The organism is Nostoc sp. UHCC 0251 (assembly GCF_034932245.1).
Lineage (GTDB): Bacteria > Cyanobacteriota > Cyanobacteriia > Cyanobacteriales > Nostocaceae > Nostoc.
Genome location: NZ_JAYGHD010000287.1, coordinates 16,258 through 41,007, shown reverse-complemented (window position 1 = coordinate 41,007; position 24,750 = coordinate 16,258). Strand labels below are relative to the sequence as shown.

17 protein-coding genes and 1 pseudogene are annotated in these 24,750 nt (G+C 39.0%); 13 read left to right on the top strand and 5 right to left on the bottom strand.

What is annotated here, in order from left to right:
- Positions 1-349: 349 nt before the first annotated feature.
- Positions 350-832, bottom strand: coding sequence for a hypothetical protein (locus tag VB740_RS18925; protein WP_323201478.1), 483 nt, complete (start codon positions 830-832; stop codon positions 350-352).
- 166 nt (positions 833-998) lie between these two features.
- Between VB740_RS18925 and VB740_RS18920 the strand changes: the two genes are divergently transcribed.
- Together VB740_RS18920 and VB740_RS18915 are read left to right on the top strand one after the other, a co-directional pair.
- Positions 999-2,552 carry an ATP-binding protein gene (locus VB740_RS18920; RefSeq protein ID WP_323201477.1) on the top strand — a complete coding sequence of 518 codons (1,554 nt, stop codon included), beginning with the start codon at positions 999-1,001 and terminating at the stop codon, positions 2,550-2,552.
- Between the two features lie 109 nt (positions 2,553-2,661).
- Positions 2,662-3,033 (top strand): response regulator, encoded by a 372-nt coding sequence (locus VB740_RS18915; RefSeq protein WP_323201476.1) that lies wholly within the window; start codon positions 2,662-2,664, stop codon positions 3,031-3,033.
- 487 nt (positions 3,034-3,520) lie between these two features.
- Here the strand turns inward: VB740_RS18915 and VB740_RS18910 are convergent, their stop codons facing one another.
- The 4 genes and pseudogenes from VB740_RS18910 to VB740_RS18895 form a co-directional block, all read right to left on the bottom strand.
- A complete protein-coding gene (locus tag VB740_RS18910) occupies positions 3,521-4,552 on the bottom strand; it encodes a sugar transferase (RefSeq protein ID WP_323201511.1) in 1,032 nt (343 codons plus the stop codon).
- Between the two features lie 129 nt (positions 4,553-4,681).
- Positions 4,682-5,698: pseudogene (locus tag VB740_RS18905) on the bottom strand (glycosyltransferase family 4 protein); the annotation flags it as partial.
- A 315-nt stretch (positions 5,699-6,013) separates the two neighbouring features.
- Positions 6,014-6,265: a choice-of-anchor Q domain-containing protein gene (locus VB740_RS18900; protein ID WP_323201475.1), complete on the bottom strand. Its 252-nt coding sequence runs from the start codon at positions 6,263-6,265 to the stop codon at positions 6,014-6,016.
- Between the two features lie 140 nt (positions 6,266-6,405).
- The gene (locus tag VB740_RS18895) at positions 6,406-6,606 is read right to left on the bottom strand and encodes a hypothetical protein (protein ID WP_323201474.1); all 201 of its coding nucleotides are present in this window, start codon (positions 6,604-6,606) and stop codon (positions 6,406-6,408) included.
- A 772-nt stretch (positions 6,607-7,378) separates the two neighbouring features.
- Here VB740_RS18895 and VB740_RS18890 point away from each other — a divergent pair.
- The 11 genes from VB740_RS18890 (at position 7,379) to VB740_RS18840 (ending at position 24,741) form a co-directional block, all read left to right on the top strand.
- Positions 7,379-8,689, top strand: coding sequence for a WecB/TagA/CpsF family glycosyltransferase (locus VB740_RS18890; RefSeq protein WP_323201473.1), 1,311 nt, complete (start codon positions 7,379-7,381; stop codon positions 8,687-8,689).
- A gap of 112 nt (positions 8,690-8,801) precedes the next feature.
- Positions 8,802-12,725, top strand: coding sequence for a malectin domain-containing carbohydrate-binding protein (locus VB740_RS18885; protein ID WP_323201472.1), 3,924 nt, complete (start codon positions 8,802-8,804; stop codon positions 12,723-12,725).
- A 189-nt stretch (positions 12,726-12,914) separates the two neighbouring features.
- A complete protein-coding gene (locus VB740_RS18880; protein WP_323201471.1) occupies positions 12,915-13,835 on the top strand; it encodes a capsular polysaccharide synthesis protein in 921 nt (306 codons plus the stop codon).
- 63 nt (positions 13,836-13,898) lie between these two features.
- A complete protein-coding gene (locus VB740_RS18875) occupies positions 13,899-14,951 on the top strand; it encodes a glycosyltransferase family A protein (RefSeq protein ID WP_323201470.1) in 1,053 nt (350 codons plus the stop codon).
- Between the two features lie 9 nt (positions 14,952-14,960).
- Entirely contained in the window at positions 14,961-16,775 is a 1,815-nt protein-coding gene (locus VB740_RS18870) for an ABC transporter ATP-binding protein (RefSeq protein ID WP_323201469.1), read from the top strand.
- A 161-nt stretch (positions 16,776-16,936) separates the two neighbouring features.
- The gene (locus VB740_RS18865) at positions 16,937-18,094 is read left to right on the top strand and encodes a glycosyltransferase family 4 protein (RefSeq protein ID WP_323201468.1); all 1,158 of its coding nucleotides are present in this window, start codon (positions 16,937-16,939) and stop codon (positions 18,092-18,094) included.
- Between the two features lie 46 nt (positions 18,095-18,140).
- Positions 18,141-19,196: a glycosyltransferase gene (locus VB740_RS18860; protein WP_323201467.1), complete on the top strand. Its 1,056-nt coding sequence runs from the start codon at positions 18,141-18,143 to the stop codon at positions 19,194-19,196.
- A gap of 25 nt (positions 19,197-19,221) precedes the next feature.
- Positions 19,222-20,433 (top strand): glycosyltransferase, encoded by a 1,212-nt coding sequence (locus VB740_RS18855; protein WP_323201466.1) that lies wholly within the window; start codon positions 19,222-19,224, stop codon positions 20,431-20,433.
- 79 nt (positions 20,434-20,512) lie between these two features.
- Positions 20,513-21,823, top strand: a complete 1,311-nt coding sequence (locus VB740_RS18850) for a DegT/DnrJ/EryC1/StrS aminotransferase family protein (protein ID WP_323201465.1) — start codon at positions 20,513-20,515, stop codon at positions 21,821-21,823.
- Between the two features lie 92 nt (positions 21,824-21,915).
- A complete protein-coding gene (locus VB740_RS18845; RefSeq protein ID WP_323201510.1) occupies positions 21,916-22,980 on the top strand; it encodes an acyltransferase family protein in 1,065 nt (354 codons plus the stop codon).
- 84 nt (positions 22,981-23,064) lie between these two features.
- Positions 23,065-24,741 (top strand): FAD-dependent oxidoreductase, encoded by a 1,677-nt coding sequence (locus VB740_RS18840; RefSeq protein ID WP_323201464.1) that lies wholly within the window; start codon positions 23,065-23,067, stop codon positions 24,739-24,741.
- Positions 24,742-24,750: the final 9 nt, after the last annotated feature.

Here is a 24,750-nt window from a genome sequence, read left to right as displayed (position 1 = left end):
ACGTTTTAATCTCAACCCCATCTAATTCCAAGCAACCCTTACGGGTAAGGCTCATTCCGATGCTACCGATATGAAAATAGCCAGTTGTCTCAGTATGGAGACGACTATATTTACTGCTTCCCTGCGTGTCATAACTATCCCTATAACTTACTGTTTCTGCTTTTTTTACTGATTATACTCTTGACGTAGTAACAAAAGAGGGATAATTCGTAATTAATGAAATTATATTTAATTAGCGATCGCAGCCCTAATTTTAGAATTTTTTGACAAATAAAAAGTATAAATATAAAAAAATAAGCGTTTAATTTGCATGGTCTAGTACCCATACAGATTAAACGCTTAGAGTTGATTAATTTGTTGCTAAAGCTGGTTCTGCCAAGAAATATTTCAGATTTTCTTGCTGAGTGGCAAATTTCAAATACTGAGATGCCATTTCTGGTGTTAGCAATTCTATCATTAATCTGTTTTCCACCCAGAACTCAATCACATCAAAGAAAGAATCGCGGTTACAGCGCACTACACGCCAACCTTCACGGACACCGATTTGTTCAATTTCTTTTTGACTAATGGGTACAGAAATAGCTGCATGAATATCTGTAAATATAGAGGTAATTGCAGTATGCACAAATACACATTGTTCATCGCCTTCTCCAGGTTCAATTTGAGAGCCTAAAGGATAAAGTTCAATGGCTGTACCGTATTCATCAAAAGGTAGAACCATGTAGCTTCCTGGGTTGGGAGGAAAGGGAACAGCTTGCGCTTTTAAGATTTCTGCCAGAACTTGAGCAACATGGCTAGGGTTTCTAACAGCAATTGAAATATGATGAATCATAGAATAACCTCAGTTCGATATTTTATAAATTAGGAAACAATCGGGGAGAACTAGGGGAGATAAATAGGTAATTGATATTTTTTTGTAAATGATTATTAAGACATAGAACTAAGGTTAAATTACTAGAGTGAATTAGTAGCCGATTCTGGCTAAAGTCGATATTGCCATGCCTAAAGAGCCACTCAACTTGCCAAAAGCAGACATACTGGTAATTGATGACACGCCAGAAAACCTAATCCTCCTATCTACCATGCTGACGGAACAGGGATATAAAGTTCGCAGCGTAACTAAAGGTTCTACTGGGTTACGGGGGGCAAATGCAGTTCCCCCCGACTTGATTTTGTTGGATGTGAATATGCCTGAGATGAATGGCTATGAAGTCTGCCAACAACTGAAGGCAAACGATCGCACCCGCGAAATCCCAGTAATTTTTATCAGCGCTTTGGGTGATGTACTGGATAAGGTAAAGGCGTTTGCAGTTGGTGGGGTGGACTATATAACTAAGCCTTTTCAACTAGAAGAAGTCTTAGCACGAATTGAAAATCACTTGACAATTTGGAAACTGCAACAACAACTCCAAGCTCAAAATGAGTGCTTGCAGCAGGAAATTCACGACCGCGCCAAAGCAGAAGAGAAATTTACTAAAGTTTTTCGCTCTAGTCCCAATCCGATCGCGATCGCCACCATTTCTGAAGCACGCTTTATTGATGTCAATCCTAGTTTCTTGAGGATGAGTGGCTACTCGCTGGAGGAAGTAATTGGACAGACTGCTACTGTACTGAATTTGGGTAAGGATACAGTAGCGATCGCCCAGATCATCCAGCTTTTATCTGATACTGGGTCATTCCATAATCAGGAATTTGAATTTTCTACCAAGTCCGGAGAAGTCAAGACTATACTGCTATCTATCGAATTTATTGACCTGGGTGGGGTGCAATGCGCTTTATTGATTGCCAACGACATCACCGAACGTAAACGCTTAGAAAACGAGTTTATCTCTCTAGTTAGTCACGAATTACGTACACCTTTAACCTCTACAATGGGAGCATTAGATTTGTTGGGTTCAGGACAATTAGGAACTCTAACCGAACAAGGACAAAAAGTTCTCAGCATTGCTACTACTAATACTGAACGCCTGATCCGATTGATAAATGATATTCTCGATTTAGAGCGGATGAAATCAGTCAAAATCTTCATGCAGAAGGTGAAGTGCAACGTTGCTGATCTGTTAATTCTGGCAACAGAAACAATGCAAGCAATGGCAGATAAATTGCAAGTGAAACTGATTGTCCATCCTCTAACAATTGAACTTTGGGCAGACCCCGATCGCCTACTGCAAACTCTGACCAACTTAATAAGTAACGCTATTAAGTTTTCTGAACCAGGTGATACCGTGTGGATAAGTGCCACAGTCACAGAACACAAGGGTGTTGGGTTGGAAGAAAATGACCATTCTTCAACACAAGGCACTCCATTAACCAGTTTCCTGCTAATTAGTATCCGAGATGAAGGGCGAGGAATTCCTCAAGATAAATTACAAATAATCTTCGAGCGCTTTCAGCAGGTAGATGCATCCGACTCGCGCAACAAAGGAGGAACAGGTTTAGGACTGGCTATTTGCCGAAATATTGTCCAGCAACATAACGGTAAAATCTGGGTTGAGAGCATTTTGGGTGAAGGTAGCACGTTTTATGTACTGTTACCTTTGGCAACTTTCTAATAAATGGCTTCTCGCTGGTTAGTTCTCCCCAGCTTTTCCCCGATTTAGCTTTAGAATATCTCAAGAGCGATCAAGCAAATCAGCACGTACATTGTACAAGAGTGTCATTATGAGCAAAAATATCTTGATTGTTGATGATGAAGAAGATGTGCGGGCGATCGCAAAGTTGGGATTAGAAATGGGTGCTGGCTGGAATGTTTTAACAGCTAGTTCTGGTCAAGAAGCCTTAAACGTAGCTGTTAACCATAAACTAGATGTCATCTTACTAGATATGATGATGCCTGATATGGATGGGCGCGCAACTCTGCAACAACTGAAAGCTAACCCCACCACTAAGCAAATTCCAGTAATTTTATTAACAGCCAAATTTCAGCTATCGGATCGAGAGAGTTTTACTAACTTGGATGTTGCTGCTATTTTTGCCAAGCCTTTCCGTCCATTGAAACTGGCAGAGCAAATCAGTGAAGTACTGGATAGTTAGCCCGACTTTGATGAACGGCGGAGAATACATACTGGTTATATTCCTGCATCCCATGTAGTTTAATTATGGGTATTTAGTCAAATAAATGTGCAAATCAGACACATTATGGACATCAGGATAATCTGCACTTTCCTATTATCAATATTATATTTACTTATATTCCATCCCTTATGCCATTAAATCATTTACTGGTTGGGTATCTGAGGCGATCGCTAGGACATTAAAATACCCCAGTGGTTAACGGGGGTTTAATATGGCTATCAGTTTGAATATCATTTTTTGAGAATATTCGCAATTCCGTGTAATACATGGAAAATCTTCCTAATTCTATGTATTATTTGGTAGATTCTTGTACCTATTAATTTGTTTTAAACAGCCACACATACTTTCAATTTATTATTTAGCAATATTTTCAATAGATCCCAGGTTCTATCAATTAGTTGTACACTATTATTGATAATAGCTGTCATCATCAGAATTGCTGGTCTTAGTAAGCACCACTATTTTTAGTAAACAGAACGGCAAAAGTTCTAACAATCAACTTCAAATCGTACATCAGACTCCAGTTCTTTTGATAGAACAAATCCATACGAATTACATCTTCAAAACTATGGACTCTAGAACGACCATTTACTTGCCATTCTCCCGTCATACCTGGTTTGATGTCCAAACGCTGCCATTGTAGTACTTCATAGCGTTCTACTTCATCAGGTGTCGGTGGTCTTGTCCCAACTAAACTCATATCTCCTTTCAACACATTCCAAAATTGTGGCAGTTCATCAATACTGGTTCGCCGGATAAATTTACCGACTCTCGTAACTCTGGGGTCTTGTTCATTCTTAAAAAAAGCACCCTGTACTTGATTTTTAACTTGGGATTTTTTCGCTTCTGCATCTATACACATAGAGCGAAACTTCCAAATTCTGAACTTCTTACCCATCCAACCACAACGAATTTGGCTAAAGAAAATAGGCCCAGGATCATCGATTTGAATAGCAATTACAACCGGAACAAACACAATTCCTGTTATAACTAAACCAACTAAAGCACCAATAACATCTATAAATCTTTTAATCCAAGATTTTACAGAAAGATGAGTTGCTGGTAGTTTGTCTTTGTTCATGCGAAAAGCCCTCTCTTTATCCAAGGCATAATCTGCTACTATAAAATGCGTTTCAAAACTAGATTTAATAGAAAAAACTGTATCTAGCCCTGTCAGGCTTAACACTGACCAAACCTGGGGTGTAACATTCTTGAAAAGCACGATAACTCCCTTTGCTTGAGCAGTTTTCCAAATACTAACCAAAGCTCCTAAACCGCTACTGTCCATAAAAATGGTTTGGTAGAAGTCAATAATTATTTCTTTGAAACTAGCCTCTCCTTGGGTTATTTCTTGGCAAATGTGCTTTAAATTTACTGCTTCAAATACGCTCAATCTCTCAGGAATTTGTATGATAATTCCTTCATCTAAAGTAGTAACAGTAAATTTTACCTTAGTGAGTTTGTCAGTCTCTTGTATATTTTTCCAAAATTGGGTTTCTCCTTCCAAATTGAATCTAGAGTATAAGTTTAAATACTGTTTGGCTATATTTGATTTCTCAAAACGAAATACATTAGTATAGCTTGATAAACTAGACCTGTTGATAGATTGAATAATGGCTTGGACTAGATTAGCAACAGCATCATCTTCTAAAGAAAAATAAGTGCATTTATAAGTACCGATTTCTCTAAAAATTGGTATGTCAGAGCATACAATTTTATTACTCCAATACAACGCTTCAGCTAGGGGAAAGCAAAAACCTTCTGTAGAGGATGGGATTACAAAAGCTTGGCAATTTTGATATAGCCAGCATAATTCTGAATCATCGATGGCTGCTAGCAAAACTACTTTAGTCTCTAAAGATAAATCGCTAATTAAATTCTTAATATTTTGAGTTTCAGGCCCAGAAGTACCAACAATCACTAACTTAGCATCTGGATTTAATTTTTTGTTATCTAATAAGCAAGAATAAGCTTTAATCAATAAATCTAAATTTTTATTTTGACGGTGCTGGGCAACAGACAATAAAAATGAACTGTTTTTCGGTAGTTGTTGGGGTATCTTAGGTTCACACCTTTCAAAATCAACATAATTATAAATCACATCGATTTCTTTATGTGGATCAAGATGAGGAAAATAAACTTTTAGTTTTTCTAATGTAACTTGAGATACACAAGCAAGTCCATCGCTATTGTTAATGCATTGGTTTAAAAATAAACGATTAAACCAAGCTTGAGGAAAGCCAAAGTTTTCAGGACATTCGTAAGGGTATAAATCATGAATTGTAGTAACTACATAAGCGTTAAAACTAGCTCTAACAAAAGGTAAAGGAAAGGAAAGGTGAACAATATCTGAACCGAGATTATTTGCTAATTTAGGTAAACCACTAAAAAACCAACTATTCCTGACAACGGAACTGTTTTTTATGTTGACACTAATTAGTTTAATTTTCTCAGAATCAAGATAGAAAGCAGTTTTAAAATAATGTTGTTGCCAAGAGCCGATAACTAAACTGATTCTGGTAACTTCTTTATTTTCTGCTAAACAGTAGGCTAGATTAGCAGCATGTCTGCAAACACCAGTTGGTTGAATAGGTCTATGTAAAGCTGCTATTAAAATATGCATATTTAATTACTTTTTTAGGGTGTAATCTAAGCTCTGATTTGTTAAGAGAATTTAATAAAAAATATCTAATTTATCTAGGAGTAGGCTGTAGGCTAAATCGAGCCTAGTTTAATAGCTATAACCGACTATGCACGAGCAGTCGAAGTGTTATATCTTTGCAGATTCGCGTTGGGACGTTTAGGGACAATTGCCTTCACGAAGCGATTGAAAGAGTTGTCTTCAAGTTGTTTGGATAGACTATGACTATTCAAGAGCAAAGTTTGCTCAAGGATTTTTATACAGAAGTTGGTGAAGCAGTGATTTATAGCTCATTGATTAGTCTGATGGTAAAGAGAATGATGGATTAAGCTTTTGTTTACGAGTTGTATTTAAAGTCGAGCCAGCTTTCCAGATAGGTGCGCCTCGCTCGTATGCACCGATATCAGGTTTTTTTCCCACAAAATCATCTGTAATTCCAGGAATTATAGCCCCAGCATCTACAGCTGGAGAGTCTGACTGTAAAGTGAAGTTAGGAATAGACTGAGAAGCTTGTCTTGGAGGTTGGGAAAATCGAGCATCTTTATCCATAAACAAATTGTGAGACTTTTCACCTGTTCTGTTCCTAAAATAGTTACATTTTCGTTTTTATATGCTGCAAAGGTTATTAGTTTGGCATCTGTTCGCGAACCCCAAAGGCGCACAGTTTCTCGATAAATCCCTTCCTTCAGCTAACAGGCTTGTCCTGGTTGAACAATATTGGCGCATTTTTGAATGGTTTTGAATGAGCGATTGATTGTTCCAGGATTTTGATCTGAACCCTTAGGATAAACAAAATAGCTTTGATCATAGCTTGACATACCTAAATTTACAAAAATCCTAGTACCAATGCCCACAAGTGAAAGTCTAAATTGATTGATAAAAATAAACATTTTTTAACCAGAAAATTGTATGTTTTAAAAAAATATAATTTTGAGCGTATAGCGATTGCTTGTCTACCGAATGCTTTATAACCAGGATTAATAATCAATGATTTTGCCGATAAAAAATATCTGCAACTAAACTCTTTATAGCCTAAATTTCTATCCAATTTATCTACAATTTGTTGTCCAAAATAAAATGTTAATGAGGCAAATAGGCTACAGCTAACCTGATTTTAGGTTTACACTTCAGAATGCTTTTAGTTTCTTATACAAAACCACTGTCACCATTATCCACTATGATGTCAATGTTCAATCCCTAAATTTTACTTAGATTTTATTAAACATATCTAATATGTAAGAATTGAAACAACTTTGGTTTAATTGCACTAATATCTATTGACTTAAGCTGGTCATAATACTTAGCATACGAGGAAGATAAGTAACAACAAGTATAAAAATATGAAATAAATAAACTATCTAGGTAAAGATAAGTAAATCCCTATGATGTATCTACCAAGCTAATAGCTACATGAATAGCCGTTAAAGGGTATTGAAAACTCTGTTTAACTTGAAAATGACAGATGTACCGCAGAAAATAAAAGATCGAGCAGAAGTAATCAGATTGAACGCAGATAATTGATATGTAATGAGAATAGCGGCTCATTTTGATTGGAATGCACAAACGGCGAGAGCAGTTATAAGCTGACATTTACGTTTCCTTGTGATAGTTGCATAAGCACTATAAAACTTTACGAATATCTAAATACTACTGATAAAACCAATGATACCCAAGAAAGGTTTGTTTAATGTCCCTATTACGTGTTTGCCTTTGGATGAGCAGATTATGTTAATTTTGCGCTGGGCAAATATGAGGGCTAGTAAGGTTGTCTATTTAGCCAATGTTCATATGCTTATGGAAGCCCATTGGAACTTTTCATTTAGAAAAATTTTAAATAAAGCAGATTTGGTTACCCCTGATGGCAAGCCTTTAGTGTTGATGTTACGCCAATTGGGGATTTATCACCAAAATCAAGTATCAGGAATGGATGTTTTCCTTAATTTGTGTGCTTTAGCTGAAATCACTGGAAAGCCAGTTTATTTTCTTGGCTCTACACAAGAGATTTTAGACAAAATTAAGCGAAAACTAGACGAAGAATATCCGATTTTAAAAGTTGCAGGAATGAAATCTATTCCTTTTGTTCCTATTGATGAGATTGACAAAAGTCATAATACAGAATTAATTGAAGAAATTAATCAAAGCGGTGCGGGAATTATTTTTGTTTGTTTGGGATGTCCTAAACAGGAAATTTGGATGTCTCACTATCACGGAAAAATTCAAGCAGTAATGGTTGGTGTAGGTGCAGTATTCTCTATGTACGCAGGGATTACTCCACGCGCTCCCCATTGGGTTCAACAATTATGTTTGGAATGGTTGTATCGGTTAACACAAGAGCCACTTCGTCTTTGGAAGCGTTACGCTTCAACAATTCCATATTTTATCTATTTAGCTACTAAGGAGTTGGCAATCGCCCATAAGCAGAATTCTAGTCAAACAAAGAATCTTTTATTAGGGACAGATATAGAAAACTTAGATTTTACGCCTGAAAAAATTGGTGAAATTTTTATTCGGCAAAATATTGTAACTAGAGAAGATATCAGACAAGCTTTACTAGAGCAAAGCTTAAACCCAAATTTAAAAATTGGTGAGATTTTAGTGTCAAAGCAATTAATATCTTTAAAACAGTTAAAGTTTTATCTGAAGAACCAAAATATTCAATTTGGTAGCCTTGTATTAGAAAAAAAGCTTGTAAGAAAGCAGTTTCTGGATAAAATTCTAGCGTTACAAAGTGCTACTAACCATAAGTTAGGAGAGCTTCTTGTCCGGCAAGGACAGTTTTCTGAAGATATTTTAAAGGAGGTTCTTATTGAACAATCCCTAAGACGCAAGGGGCTATTTTTAGTTGAAAATACCTCAGATAAAAACACTTCTCAAGTTGAGCAACAACAACTGTATTTTACTTGTGGTCAACAAAAATTAAAAATAAAAATTTGGGAGCATCCCAATTTGGAAAAAATAAAAGAGCCAAGATAATTCGCGAGCAATAATCGCGAATTATCTTGGTGTCATTAATCCTGTGGCTCTTCTGACTCTTGCTCAGATCCAGAACTAATGTCTAGCAGACAATCATCAAGCAGCAAAAAATATGGCAATTATTGATGACGTTCCCGGTTCGATTTTCATCAATACAGGTGGCGGCACTTACACGGATAATTTAGGACAGGTATGGAGCGCTGATCAACTGTTTACTGGTGGTAGCACATATTCAACCACCTCTGCCATTGCCAACACTACTAGTGACCCACTGTTCCAAACGGAGCGCACTGGAACTAACTTCTCCTACGCCATTCCGGTTGCCAACGGCAGCTATGAAGTAGACCTGGGCTTTGCAGAACTGTATTGGAATAGCGCGAATAATCGGGTGTTTAGCGTCACAGCCGAAGGGCAAACCCTGCTAAGTAATTATGACATCTGGACAGATGCAGGGGGAGCTAATATAGCCGTCATTAAAAAGTTCACAGTCAATGTCACCGACGGTGTTCTCAACCTCAACTTCACCGCCAGCAAAGACCAGGCGAAAGTTGACTTTATTCAGGTCACACCAACAACACTCGCTCCGGGAGTAACTCCAGTCCAAACGGGTGGTAGCACAACTGTGACAGAAGGCGGTGCAACTGACAGCTACAGTTTGGTTTTGAACACCCAACCGACGGACAATGTGACTCTCACACTCAATACAGGGACTCAGTTGACGACCAGTGCAACCACACTGACCTTCACCCCTACCAACTGGAATGTGGCTCAAACTGTGACGGTGACGGCAGTGGATGACTTTGTAGTTGAAGGCAATCACACGGGGATAATCACCCATACTGTCACCAGTACAGACCCCAACTACAGCGGAGTGACTATTGCACCCATCACCATTGCCATTACCGATAACGACACCAACACCGTTCCCGGTTCGATTTTCATCAATACAGGTAGCGGCACTTACACGGATAATTTAGGACAGGTATGGAGCGCTGATCAACTGTTTACTGGTGGTAGCACATATTCAACCACCTCTGCCATTGCCAACACTACTAGTGACCCACTGTTCCAAACGGAGCGCACTGGAACTAACTTCTCCTACGCCATTCCGGTTGCCAACGGCAGCTATGAAGTAGACCTGGGCTTTGCAGAACTGTATTGGAATAGCGCGAATAATCGGGTGTTTAGCGTCACAGCCGAAGGGCAAACCCTGCTAAGTAATTATGACATCTGGACAGATGCAGGGGGAGCTAATATAGCCGTCATTAAAAAGTTCACAGTCAATGTCACCGACGGTGTTCTCAACCTCAACTTCACCGCCAGCAAAGACCAGGCGAAAGTTGACTTTATTCAGGTCACACCAACAACACTCGCTCCGGGAGTAACTCCAGTCCAAACGGGTGGTAGCACAACTGTGACAGAAGGCGGTGCAACTGACAGCTACAGTTTGGTTTTGAACACCCAACCGACGGACAATGTGACTCTCACACTCAATACAGGGACTCAGTTGACGACCAGTGCAACCACACTGACCTTCACCCCTACCAACTGGAATGTGGCTCAAACTGTGACGGTGACGGCAGTGGATGACTTTGTAGTTGAAGGCAATCACACGGGGATAATCACCCATACTGTCACCAGTACAGACCCCAACTACAGCGAAGTGACTATCAACCCCGTCAATGTCTCCATCACTGATAATGACGGAGCTATTCGCATCAACGTAGGCGGTGGAGCCTACACTGATACAGTCGGTAACATTTGGCAGGCAGATAGCTTCTTCACTGGAGGCAGCACGTACTCAATTACTGACCCTATTTTCAAAACAGAAGATGACCCGCTCTACCAAAGCGAGCGCTCCGCTGCTAACTTGTCCTACCAAATACCTGTTGCCAATGGCAACTACCTGGTAAAATTTCATTTTGCGGAAACTTACTGGGATGATTTTCAGAAGCGGGTCTTTGATATATCGATAGAGAACAATCTAGCCTTTGACGACGTTGATATCTTCGCTAAATCAAAGAATGCTTTCTTCCCTGGCAAAGACTCAGCGTTAGTGCTTTCTAAACCCACAGTTAACGTATCTGACGGGCTACTGAATCTCGATCTTTTAGCATCTGTTGATAATGCCAAACTCTCTGCAATTGAGATTATTCCTCTAGAAGGTCCTCAAGTTATTTTTCAGGAAACCAACGGGCAAACAGTTGTTTCAGAGGCTGGTGCAACAGATACATATTCGGTTGTTCTCAATACGCAACCCTCTGCTGATGTAACAATTAAAATTGGTGTTGACAGTCAAATTAACACCAGTAAAATAGCGCTGACTTTTACCTCGGCGAACTGGAATATTCCCCAAACTGTGACAGTTTCCGCAGTAAATGACATCCTGCAAGAAGGGACTCACTTTAGTAGCATTACTCATACAGTAACCAGTACTGATAGCAGCTACAGTAGTTTGAACCTGACGGCACTGCCCGTCACAGTTCAAGATAATGATGTGGTTGCGATTAGCTTTACCAAAAAGACTGTTGCAACCAATGTAGATGCTCTCGGTACTTATGCTAAAGGTGCGACCACTGGAGCTTGGGGACCTGATGGTCGCTTATATGTCGGAACCTACAGCGGGGAGATTAAGGCATACACATTTGATGACAATTACAACGTCATTGCCATCCAGTCGATTACTACAATGACAGGGTTATACAACAAAGATATCTTAGGGATTGCGTTTAACCCCTTTGACGATCCCTCTGGTCCCATCAGGATATATGTTGCCCATAGCCAACTGTATGGCAATGGTGGAGCTTCCTTTCCAGTTACGGAACAGTCTAAATACAGCGGACAAGTTTCGATTCTTGAAGGTCTAAACTTTTCGACAGTGACACCATTAATTACAGGGTTGCCAGTCTCAAATCACGATCATGGCATCAACGGGATGGATTTTGATTCGGCAGGGAATCTTTATATTTCGGTAGGGAGCAATACTAATGCGGGTATTCCAGACACTGCCCTTGGCGGTATTCCGGAATCGCCCTTGACTGCTGCAATTCTCAAGGCTACAGTTAATAAGTCTAACTTTAATGGCGCAATTACCTATTCGCTTCCGTCCGATTTCGTACCGCCTGATGGACTAACCTTTGCTCCAGAAACCAGTCAAGTATTTGGAAATATTGCAAACATTGTCCCTGGAAACGATGTATCAGTTTACGCAAGTGGTTTCCGTAATCCCTATGATGTGGTATGGACAACAAAGGGATTGTTATACGCCACGAATAATGGTTCTAATACTGGGTTTGGAGATGTTTCAACTTCGGCAACAACTCAAAAGCCTTACACCGGGACTGACGCTGATGAATTGAATCTTGTAATTCAGGACGCTTATTACGGACATCCTAATCGAAATCGAGGACAATATGATGATCGTCAAAATGTCTTCTACAGCGCTTTTGATAATGGAATTCCAGGTGTAGTCACTGCTCCTCTAGCAACTATATCTGCTTCGACTAATGGGGTAACTGAGTATCGAGCAATAACCTTTGGCGGACAGTTGAGAGGAAATTTGTTAGCTCAACAGTGGAATGGCTCTATCTATAATTTTTCTATTTCACCAGATGGTCAGGCGGTCACTAAAACAGAAATACTTGATGGCATCTCTGACGGCCTCGATATTCTGACTGGACCAGGAGGTGCAATTGTGGGAATTGACTTTAGCGACAATTCGATTACGGTGGCTCTTCCCAATGATGTAACTGCAATTGGCGCGACAGCTTACGATATCTTTCCTTGGAGAGCTCCAGCAATTGGAGGAAGTAGCTTTGTAATCGGAGGGGTTAATTTTGGCAATCTTGGCGATACTAGTGTCACAATTGGTGGGCAACTAGCACCATTGACATCAGTTAGTTCAAATCGGATTACAGGAATTTTTCCGTCACTATCTGTTCCAGTTGGCAATGATTTGGTAGACCTTGTGGTTCAGAGTGGAGGACAAATCTCTACAATCCCAAATGCTTTCTTACCTCTACCAGTTCTAGCATGATGTAGTCTTATTGAGGAATATAGGGTCTCATTTGAAGTTAATTAAAAATTGTCTAAAGAAGTTATCAAATGGTACGTAAGTTTTAAGCTTGGTCTTAAAATAAAATATGTGAATCCCTGTCGGAAGCCGCTAAAAGCAACTTGCTTTCTCATAATATCAAGTACCTCGACTCATTATGTCATTGAAGATATGTTAAACAAAAAAATATGGCTACTTTGGTTTCAAGGATGGAAAAATGCGCCGTGGTTAGTTAAACAAATTGCAGAATCATGGGTCATAAATAATCCAGACTGGAATATTGAATATCTTACATTAGACAACCTTCACAATTATGTTCATGATATAGATTACATATATGAAACAACTAAAGAAATAGGACCTCAAGCTAAATCTGATATCATTCGGTTAAGCTTGCTAAAAAATCATGGCGGCGTTTGGGCTGACGCTACTATGCTATGTATGCAGCCATTAGACACATGGGTGCAAGAGGCTGTAAAACCTGCTGGCTTGTGGATGTATCATGGTCATGGTGGTGGAATGAATTGCAAAGATGGGCCAGCCAGTTGGCTTATCGTAGCTGAAGAAAATTCTTTAATAATAGATAAGTGGAAAAGTGCATGTGATGAATACTGGAAATATAGAACCCATGCTGATAGTTATTACTGGCTCGACGGACTATTTAGAAAATTATATGAATCTGATGTGAAATTTCGGGATAAATGGAAGCTTGCACCTCACTTGTATTGCGAATCAAAAGGACAAGCCCATTCCTTAGCTCCTTTTCATTACAGAATGGAATCAAATAATAAAGACATAAAAAAGATTTTTCTAGAAAAACCTCCATATGCTCTTAAATTTTGGTGGAAAGATTGGCAAGATAAGTTTCCTGATGTAAATAATACTGAATGTAAAAAATCTAATGGATATTATGCTATAGAAATGTCTAAAAGGAAATTTATATTCAAACATGTAATGATCTCCAAATACTCTGTGTTTTTTCGTATAAAAATGTTCATATTGAATGTGTGGTTTGCTTTTATAATGTTCAAGCTAGATCGTTTGATGCTACTTAAGCGGATTATCCGTAAGGTAAAGATTAGTTTTTTATGACAATACTTAGTCCATGTCGGAACACATATGAGGTTACCACATTCTCCAGAAAAGTCGAAAATTATGAACTTAGAAACTTGTCCTCTGGTGAGCATCATTATCAATAACTACAACTATGAATCCTTTCTCCAGATAGCGATCAATAGTGCTTTAAAGCAGACTTATTCAAACATCGAAGTAGTAGTAGTAGATGATGGCTCTACTGATCGCTCACGAGAAATCATTGAAAGTTATGGCGATCACATTATTCCTGTACTGAAGAATAATGGAGGTCAAGCATCCTCGCTTAATACTGGGGTTCAAGTAAGTTCAGGTAGTATTCTATGTTTTTTAGATGCAGATGATATTTTCTGTTCTCAAAAAGTGGAGGCGATAGTTAATCTATTCTCGGAGATAGGCTGGCGAAATAAATATATTTTATTGAATGATTTTTTACAAGTCATTGATCAAAATGAAGTGCCTATAAAAGTGGATCTTGTAAACGAAGTTTTGAGTGATCCAGGAGAGTGGCGGTTTCTGTCTGAACTGGGAGGCAAGCCTGTATTTTTTGATGGTCAGCTTAACCAGGTGTCAACGCCAGAGCAAGTTTATCGATTTGCAGCCAATTACCGATTTGTTCCTTACTTAGGAGTGCAGACCAGCGGAATCACTATGACAAAATCGCTGGCAAACAAGGTATTTCCCTTACCTGAGGAGGGCATTAGAGTTTCGGCAGATGTTTTTTTGGTTAAAGCCGCATCTCTATATGGCACAGTTTATTCAACAAGCAATACACTAACTAAGTATCGAGTGCATGGAAGTAATAATTGGTTTGGCCGTAAAAATCAAACAGGATTTGATGAAATTAAATATTTTTTTTCGGAATTGAATAATTTTTTGAATTTAAAGCTGGTGGATCTCGGAAAAAAGCCCGTTTTCTCTTATCTTGATTCAATGAGCGCCAAAGGCTACTATCGTTCTTGCTTCGGATTTCAAAGTTATAAGCAGCTTTTGGATTTGTCTTTTAAGGTTTTAAGCTGGCACGTTAATTCTACAACTATTCATTTTTTTACCAAGACCACTTTATTGGCAATCTACTTTAAGTTTAGATGTTTTCTTAGCACGAATAAATCTTGATTGAACATTATGGCTCAATTTCTACCTAAGTTATTATACCTGACTAAAGAACATCACAAGTCACTGATTTTGGTGATGGTTACATTCATTTTTATCTCTGGGTTAGAAGTTTTCGGAACAGGAATTATTGGACCGTTCATCACTGTTGCAACTAACCCAGGTTTAGTTAAGACATCCTACTGGCTAAGTTTAGCTTACACACAGTTACATTTTGACTCGGAAAAAAATTTTTTAATTGCTCTGGGTGCGTTAGTCCTTTTTTCTTTCTACGTAAAAGCATTTTTTGCGTTTATTGCACAAAAATCAGTATTTGAATTTGGTTATAGATTAAAGGGTGAATTAGCTTATAAGCTCTTAAAGTCTTATCTCGAAGCTCCTTATAGTTTTCATTTACGAGTTAATTCAGCAACACTAATTCAAAACGTTATCACTACGACAGATAATGTATGTATTGGTGTAGTGATGCCTCTATTAACCTCTATTTCTAATGCGTTTATTGTCGTAACGTTGATCTTACTACTAGTCAATACTAGCTCGATGGCTTTAATTCTTATTGCCATACTTTTACCTGTTATTTTTGTATCTATAAAGATGTTGAAAAAATACTTGTTTTTCTGGAATAGAGAAGCATGGGAAGCTTGCAACGAGATGATTTGTATTCTAAACCACGGGTTAGGTAGCTTTAAGGAGACTCGTATAATTGGTTGTGAGTCTTATTTTGAGCAAAAAATGGAAGAGCAGACACACAGATATGCGGAAAATTGGACATTGAGTCAAAGTTATGGCAATCTTCCACGCTTTGTAATTGAAGCGTTTATGATGACCTTCCTAATTACCTTCACACTATTGTTTCTCGCTATCAACCAAGGGAAAGAACAAAATTTGACCGGCATTTTAGGAATTTTTGCACTTGCTTCAATTCGTCTTCTACCAGCAGTTAGTAACATGGTTGGCAATATCAACACTTTGAGATCTAATACCTTTGCTGTTGATCGTTTGTTCTTTGATCTTAGGGAGATAGAGGAGACGAAGGTTTTATCCACCGTCAAATTCACTGATAATTCAGAGTACTCAAAGTCTCTTTTAAGCCATAAAAGACCGTTCTTATCATTTAAGGATAAAATAGTTTTAAATGAAGTTAATTTTCAGTATCCAGACAGTTTAAATAAATCATTAGATCAGGTCTCAATAAAGATTGACAAGGGACAATCTATTGGATTAATTGGCAAGTCTGGTGCAGGAAAAACAACCTTGGTGGATGTTTTGCTAGGTTTGTTTATTCCTCAATCTGGGGATATAAAGGTTGATGGTGTTTCTATTTACGGTGATTTGCGTGCTTGGCAGAATATGCTTGGCTATGTTCCTCAATCTATATTTTTGACTGATGATACACTTGAGCGAAATGTTGCATTCGGAGTTCCAGATCACTTAATCGATAAGACTCGATTGCAAAAGGCTCTTGAGCTTGCACAGCTTAACGAAGTAGTCGATCAACTTCCAGATGGTATAAAAACAGTCGTTGGAGAAAGAGGAGTTCTTTTATCAGGGGGACAAAGACAACGTGTCGGTATTGCTCGTGTGCTTTATCATGAAAGAGAAATCTTGGTATTTGATGAAGCTACAGCAGCCCTAGATAATGAGACTGAAATGTTAATTACAGAAGCAACTAAATCTCTGAGCGGTATTAAAACAATTATCATCATTGCTCATCGTCTTTCAACTATTGAGCATTGCGATCGCATTTATCAACTCGATCAAGGCCGAATTATTAAATCAGGCAGTTATCAGGAAGTTGTTCTAGGTAAATTAGAAAATTGTAGTTAGATTAATGGTTTTTTTACTCATTTTTCTCGTTAGTTTAGAGTGTCAATAAATTTACGACTAATTTTTAACTACTAACTTTATTGCACTACCTAAAATCCATAAAATTAACCTCTTTGGCTATTTCAATAAAGCTATTCTCAACACATTTAAACCAAAAAGCTATGAAGTTAGCTTATGTTACTACTTACGATGCTAGGAATTTAAAAGGGTCTAATGAATGGTCTGGAACGGGGTACTATATTGCCCAGTCCTTGAAAAATCAATCAATTTCCATAGAATATATCGGTCCGTTGCAAGATGCTGTTACTTCGAGAACTATTCACAAGTTTAAACGTCATTACTATGATTTATTTAAGCAGAAGAATTATCAAAAAGATGCTGACTCTTTAACTTTGAAGCATTATGCCAATCAGGTTGCCAAAAAAATAAACACCACTAAATCAGATATAGTTTTTAGCGCCACCGTTAATCCTATTGCCTATTTAGAATGCGATCGCCCGATGGCGTTTTGGGCAGATGGAACTTTCGCTAATATCCAAAACTTTTATCCTCAATATAGCAATTTGCCTGAAGAGGTGATTCAAGACTGGCATCAAATGGAAAAACTGGCTCTACAAAAAAGTAAGCTAGCAATCTATTCCTCTGACTGGGCTGCTCAATCTGCTATTAATGATTATGGTGCAGATCCTAAGCGGGTCAAAGTTGTTGCCTTTGGTTCTAATACAGATAGTCCCTTTAACTCAGCAACGATTAAAGATGTAATTTCATCCCGAAAAAACGATTGCTGTAAGCTGTTGTTTCTAGGAGTCGATTGGATTAGAAAAGGAGGCAATATAGCTTATGAAGTTGCGGAAAAGTTAAATCAATCTGGGCTAAAAACTGAATTAACTATCGTTGGTTGTCCGCCAATGCTTGATTTACCACTACCTGACTTTATTAAGCCTTTAGGTTTTATCAACAAAGCTACCCAAGAAGGTCAGGATCGAATCAAGCAACTCCTTACGGGGTCTCATTTTCTCATGTTACCTACGATTGCTGATTGCACACCAATAGTCTTCGCTGAGGCAAACTCCTTGGGAATACCCTGTTTGTCTACTACTGTAGGTGGTGTACCAACCATGATTCGTAATGGCATTAATGGACAACTATTTTCACCAGACGGCAATATTTCAGATTACTGCGATTATATTACTAACTTATTTGCAAATTATGAGAACTATAAAAAGTTGGCTTTATCTGCTTTTAATGAATATGAGTCGCGGCTGAATTGGAGAGTCGCGGGACTAGAAGTTAAACATTTACTAGAGACAATACTATAAATTAAGTGAGAATAAACCGCCATTCATTACTTAGGTGTATTACAGTATGGATCGAAAATTGATCGTAAGTATCATCATTAACAATTATAACTACGATCGCTTTCTTAGCCAGGCAATCGATAGTGCCTTAAATCAGACATATCCTCAGATTGAAGTCATTGTAGTTGATGATGGATCGACTGATAACTCTCGTGAAATTATTGCTGGATATGCCGATCGCATCCTCCCTATCCTGCAACCAAATGGCAAACAGGCCGCAGCCTTCAATAGTGGATTTGCCAAAAGTAAAGGAGATATGATTATATTTTTAGATTCAGATGATTATTTATTTCCCCACACTGTTGAGCGGATTGTCTCGATTTGGAGTCCAGAACTTGCCAAAGTTCACTATCGTTTGCAAGTAGTAGATATCATTGGACGATCCCTAGGCTATTCATTGCCTCAAGGGACATCACCACTTTCCCAAGGTGAGGTCTGGAAGAGCATTCTCGATAAAGGTGGTTATGTAAGCACCCCAACAAGTGGTAATGCTTTAAATCGCCATGTTTTAGAAAAGTTGTTCCCCATACCCGATGCCTACAAGCTTACAGCCGATGATTACTTATCATTTCAAGTGCCTTTTTATGGCAATGTAGCAGCGATCAAAGAGGCTTTAGGAGCCTATAGAATTCATAATTCAAATCAGTGGGCTTTGTCTACTGTTACAGCGAAACACTTCCAGCGTTTTGTTCGCCACGATCTACAGAATTTTGGCTTAATAACTCAGAAAGCGGAAGAATTTGCTTATGATTGTCCATCTGACCTAGATCAGCGCTCGATCGGACGTTTATGGTCTCGTATGATCTCGTTGCGCCTTGATCCTCAAGAGCATCCGATCGCTGACGATCGCAGATTCAATTTAATTTACTACGGCATTCGCTCACTCTGGAAATATTCAGACTTTAACTGGCAAAAGCGTCTATTTTACAGCATATGGTTTCTCTGGGTAGGTTTACTACCATTACCTTTAGCTACTCCCGCAATCGCTTGGTTGTATGCTCCCCAATATCGACCAAAATTTATCGATTGGAGTGTTAACAAAATTCGGGCGCTGACCAAATAAAGCTATTAAATCGAGCGTTTAGGACATGAAAGAAACTCCCAATCATCCCTTACCCGTAGTTACTCCAAAATCTTCTAGCGATTCGTTGAGGGTACTTTTTATCAGCCATGCTTATGTGGTGGGGGTTAATCAAGGCAAACTAGATGCGATCGCTCAAGTTGAAGGTGTAGAAGTTGGACTACTTGCTCCTAGTAATTGGACAGCATTAGAATGGAATCGGAAATTACCATTAGAGTGTCCTTATCCTAATCTACACCTCTACTCCGCTCCCGTCCTATTTCCGGGGAGAGTTGGAGCACATTTTTATGCCCCATGGGTACTCTGGAAAGTCTTGAAAGACTTTAAACCCGATATTATCCAAGTCGAGGAAGAAGTATTTTCGATCTGTGCTTTTGAAGTGGCTATCTTAGCTCGGATCATAGGAAAACCGATTGTCATATTTGGATGGGAAAATCAATTACGACAATTGCCCCTAGCTCGGTGGAAAATTTGTCAGTATGTGCTTAATACTGCCAGTGCGATTATCCCAGGCAACCAAGACGGAGCCGATATCATGCGAAAGTGGGACTATCATGGTTTATTAGAAGTGATGCCCCAAATGGGTGTTGATCCAGAATTTTTTGCCCCACTCAGAAAATTTTCCACCTCTGATATCTCGACTTTTCGGGTGGGCTTTCTCGGTCGATTAGCTCAAAGTAAAGGAATTGATCTGATTTTTAGTGCTGTTGCTCAACTACGCGATCGCGGTATCAACAGTCAAATTATTCTTTGTGGTTCTGGATCTGAAGAAGTCGCACTGAGAAAACTAGCAGAAAATCTCCAAATTGGTGATCGCATCCTCTGGCGAGGTGCTGTTCCCCACAACAAAGCTCCCGATGAACTCAGTCAGTTTGATGTATTAGTATTACCTTCTCGGTCAACCGCAACTTGGAAAGAACAATTTGGTCATGTTCTGATTGAAGCGATGTCTATGGGAATTCCTGTGGTTGGTTCCTCTTCCGGCGAAATTCCTAATGTAATTGGGCGATCCGATCTGATATTTCAAGAAGATGATGTTTCAGGATTGGTAGCAATTTTAGAGCGTCTAGTTTGCGAACCAACTTGGCGTAAAGAAGTTGCCCAATATGGCATCAGTAGAGTGCATCAACAGTATTCCCATCAAAAAATTGCCAAACGGTTAGTCAATCTTTGGCAAAGTGTACTCGATGGTCAAAATGACTCAAATCTAGCGATATAGCAACAATTTATTGGGGCTATAAACTATGAACGCAGGAATTGACTATAAAAGCAATATTCAGAGGTAAATAAATAGACATATGTTGAATTTTAGACCTAATCCTAAAAATCGCCTTTATACAAATCTGAACAGCTACCTCACATTTTTGAATTACATCCTAGTTGGAAGATTATGGCCAGACAGAAAAAAAATTGACTTGTTCGAGAAGGCACTTTGCGAGAGATTTGGCACTGATTACGCAGTTTGTGTTTATCAATGTCGCCTTGGTATATACCTCGCCGTCAAAGCACTAATAAAGCCCGGACAAGAAGTAATTTTGTCGCCTTATACCATTGTTGATGTTATCAACATGGTGATTTTTGCTGGGGGTCGCCCCATATTTGCCGATGTTGATCAACAGACTTGTAATATCTCTGCGGTTGAAGTAGAGCGTCTAATTAATCCCAATACTGGGGCAGTCTTGATTACTCATTTACATGGGCTTGCTGCGGAAGCACACCACATTAAAGAAATTTGCGATCGCTCTAAAATTCCGTTGATCGAAGATGCCGCTCAGTCATTTGGCGTAAAAGAACAAGGAAAACCAGTTGGAACAATTGGCGATGTTGGTGTATTTAGTTTTGAAATGCACAAAAATGTACCTACATGGCTTGGAGGAGTTGTAGTCTCTAATCGGCAAGATGTGGTGGAAAAGATTCATGCTGAGTTAAAGGACTTTTCCCATCCTCCCCTTCCCGGTATCACCCAAAAAGTTAAGAAAGGTTTGATACATGACATTGCTAGTTTGCCTATTCTCTTTCAACTTTTAATCTACCCAATTCTGCGATTCAGTTACCTGAATAATGTTGAATTTATTAACAGTAGAGTTCGTAGAAAACCGCAGGAAAGCAAGCTTGCAAAAGAACTTCCTGATATTTATAAATCTCAGTTTACCCCATTACAGGCTAGCCTTGGCTTATCAAAGATTAAGAATGTTGATCGTGATATTAAAACAAGAATCGAGTATGCCCATATTTATTACGAGGGGCTAAAAGATATTGATGGTTTGATATTACCACCCCTGCGTACCGATGGCTCTCACACCTACCTTTGGTTCCCAGTTCTCTATTCTCACAGAGAGGATCTTCTCAGGTTTATGTTCGAGCAGGGAAGAGATATAGCTGCTGGACATTTTACTAGTACTGCTGATTCACCTCGTTTTGAGGAGTTTTATCGCGATTGCCCCAACTCCAAAAAAGTAGAAAAAGAGTTGTTGTACTTACCAACTTACCCTCGCTATTCTCACCACGAAGTTGAGAAAAATATTGAGGTCATCCGTAAGTACTTTAATTCTAAAGTAGCCTCTACTAATGAAATTACTAAGGAATTAGTTTATGAAGCCTCAAAATAATAATATAAATTTATTTGCTCAGAAAATATCAAGATGGACTTTTCAAATTGTATCTTAGGAACTTTTAATTTATGCCCCCTCCAAAACAATCGATTCGTTTGCATTCGCTAGATACTTTTCGTGGCATAACAATTGCAGGTATGCTCCTCGTTAATATAGCTAGCCTTGCCCCATCAATACACCCCTGGCTAGAGCATTCACATTGGAATGGTTGCACCTTAGCTGATTGGGTGTTTCCCTTCTTTTTGTTCATCGTCGGTGTGGCTATGGCTTTCTCTCTATCTAAATATAGCCAAGATAATAAACCTACAAGAGCATTATATTGGCGATTGCTAAGACGTAGTGTTTTCTTGTTTGCCCTAGGACTTATGATCAATGGTTTTTGGACTTACGAGTGGAGTGAGCTTGAGATATCAGGAGTACTGCAACGGATTAGTTTATCCTATCTAGCTACTGCTCTTATTGTCCTCAAATTTCCTCGCAAAGCTCAGTGGGGAATAGCAGCACTGCTGTTAATTGGATACTGGGCAGCATATGCCGCTTTTCCTGTTCCTGAGCCTAAAATAGCAGATGTACTGACTCACAAAGAAATTGGTACGTTTGGTTTAATGAGTTGGTTCGGGATGATGAGTACGATCGCCATTGTTCTGATGGGCTATTTTACGGGAGCTTGGCTCAAGGCCGAAGTAGTCACTAAAGCAATTCGTACATCTAGTCAAAGCATGACACTAGTCCTGTTTGGTCTTAGCAGCATTGTATTGGGACAACTTTGGAGCCTCTGGCTACCAATCAACAAAAAACTATGGACTAGCTCCTATGTACTCTTCACTGTTGGACTTGCATTACTTTTGTTGGCAACCTGTTATGAGTTGATTGAAGTGCGGAAACAAAACCGTTGGAGTCATGCAGCACAGGTTTTAGGATTAAACTCTATTTTTGTTTATGTCGGCTCGGAGTTGGTAATTAAACTTTTCGAGAAAAGCCATGTAGGTGTAGGTACTGATGCACCATCCATCTATAACTGGTTGGAGAAAAAGATTTTCTTAAGTTGGGTTGATCCCACAACTGCCGGATTTCTCTTTGCCTTAGTCACTCTGTTGTTCTGGTGGCTAGTTGCTTACTTTTTATATCGACGAAATTGGTCAATAGCTATTTAAATTAGGATTTTAGAGTTAGGATGTGGAGTGCTTAGTGCCGCACATTTTACAACTGGATATTAAACCAAAGGTATAATCATACAAATGTTTATTGATGCAGAAAGTCTTGAAAACAAAACTACTTTCAGGTCGGATATTGCGGTAGTTGGCTCAGGTCCTGCTGGTATTGTTTTAGCCTTAGAGTTGGCTAAAGCCGGATATGACGTTGCTCTCATAGAGAGTGGACGTTTAAATTTCTCGGAAGAGATCCAAAATCTCGGTGAAGCCAGCCATTTTGATCGCAAATTCCATGCACCCATGTCGGAATGTACTCGTAGGCAATTGGGTGGGACATCGATCATTTGGGGTGGGCGTTGTCTACCTTACGATCCTGTAGATTTTGATAAGCGACCATATATTCAGAATTCTGATTGGCCCGTTACCTATGAGGCGATCGCAGGTTACTTTCAAAGAGCATGTGACTATTTCTTTTGCGGCAAGTCAGAATTTAATATCAAAAATATCTCCAACATTCATCAAAAATCGATTGTTCCAGGGTTACCTGATGCAGAAGCTCTTACCTCAACCCTAGAAAGATGGTCTCTCCCTACCAACTTTGGTAAAGAATATTTTCATGATTTGCAGCAATCTAAAAAAATCAAACTACTTTATGGCTTAACTTGCACTGAAATTGAAACTAATGAGCAAGGTAATCAAGTTGAGTTACTGCATGGAAAGACCTTAGGAGGAAAGACTATTCATGTGAAATGTCAAAAATATGTGCTAGCAGGTGGTGCATTGAATACTACTCGTCTACTACTTGCCTCTGATCGCAAGCATCCAGGTGGCATCGGCAACCATAGTGGTATGTTAGGAAAATTCTACATGGGGCATCTTTCAGGAGACATCGCCCTTATACATTTCACGACACCTCCCAAGGATACTGTTTTTGGATTTGATCGAGATTCAGATAAAATCTATTTGCGCCGCCGCTTCTCCTTTACCCGTGAGTTTTTACATGAGAAGCAACTTCCAAACATTGTGGCTTGGTTAGGCTCTCCCAAGTTTGGCGATCCATCTCATCAAAATAGCATCTTGTCTTCTGCCTACCTAGCATTGAGTATGCCTGTACTGAGAAATTACTTGACCTCAACGGCGATGCGAAAAGCCGCCATTGGAAAAGAGGAGCAGGGGATCTATCGGGCGCATATCATAAATGTCTTGAAGGACTTTGGCCAAGCACTGACTTTTGTTCCTCGTTTTGGCTATGGGCGATATATTGCCAAAAGAAAAATTCCAGCATTATTTGTCTATAGTGCTGCTAATGAATATCCTTTTCACTATCACAGTGAGCAGATACCCAATCCCAATAGCGTCGTAACCCTATCCGATGAAAGGGATGCACTAAGAATGCGAAGGTTGAATATCAATCTTCAGTTCACACAGCAAGACATCGATGGTGTGGTTCAAGCTCATAAATATTGGGATCAGTACCTCAGAGAGCATAACTGTGGTTATTTAAAGTATGTGACAAATGATCCTGAATCTAGTGTCTGGGAGCAAGCTGGAGATGGATTTCATCAAGTTGGGACAACTCGAATGTCAGAACACCCTAAGGATGGTGTTGTAGGAACTAACTGCAACGTTCATAGTTTGGATAATTTGTTTGTTGTCAGTAGTTCTATTTTTGTAACTTCCGGGCAAGCTAATTCCACATTTATGATTGTGTCGTTTGCTTTAAGGCTAGCAGACCATTTGAAGAAGATAAAAGAGAAGGTATGAGCAAATAAT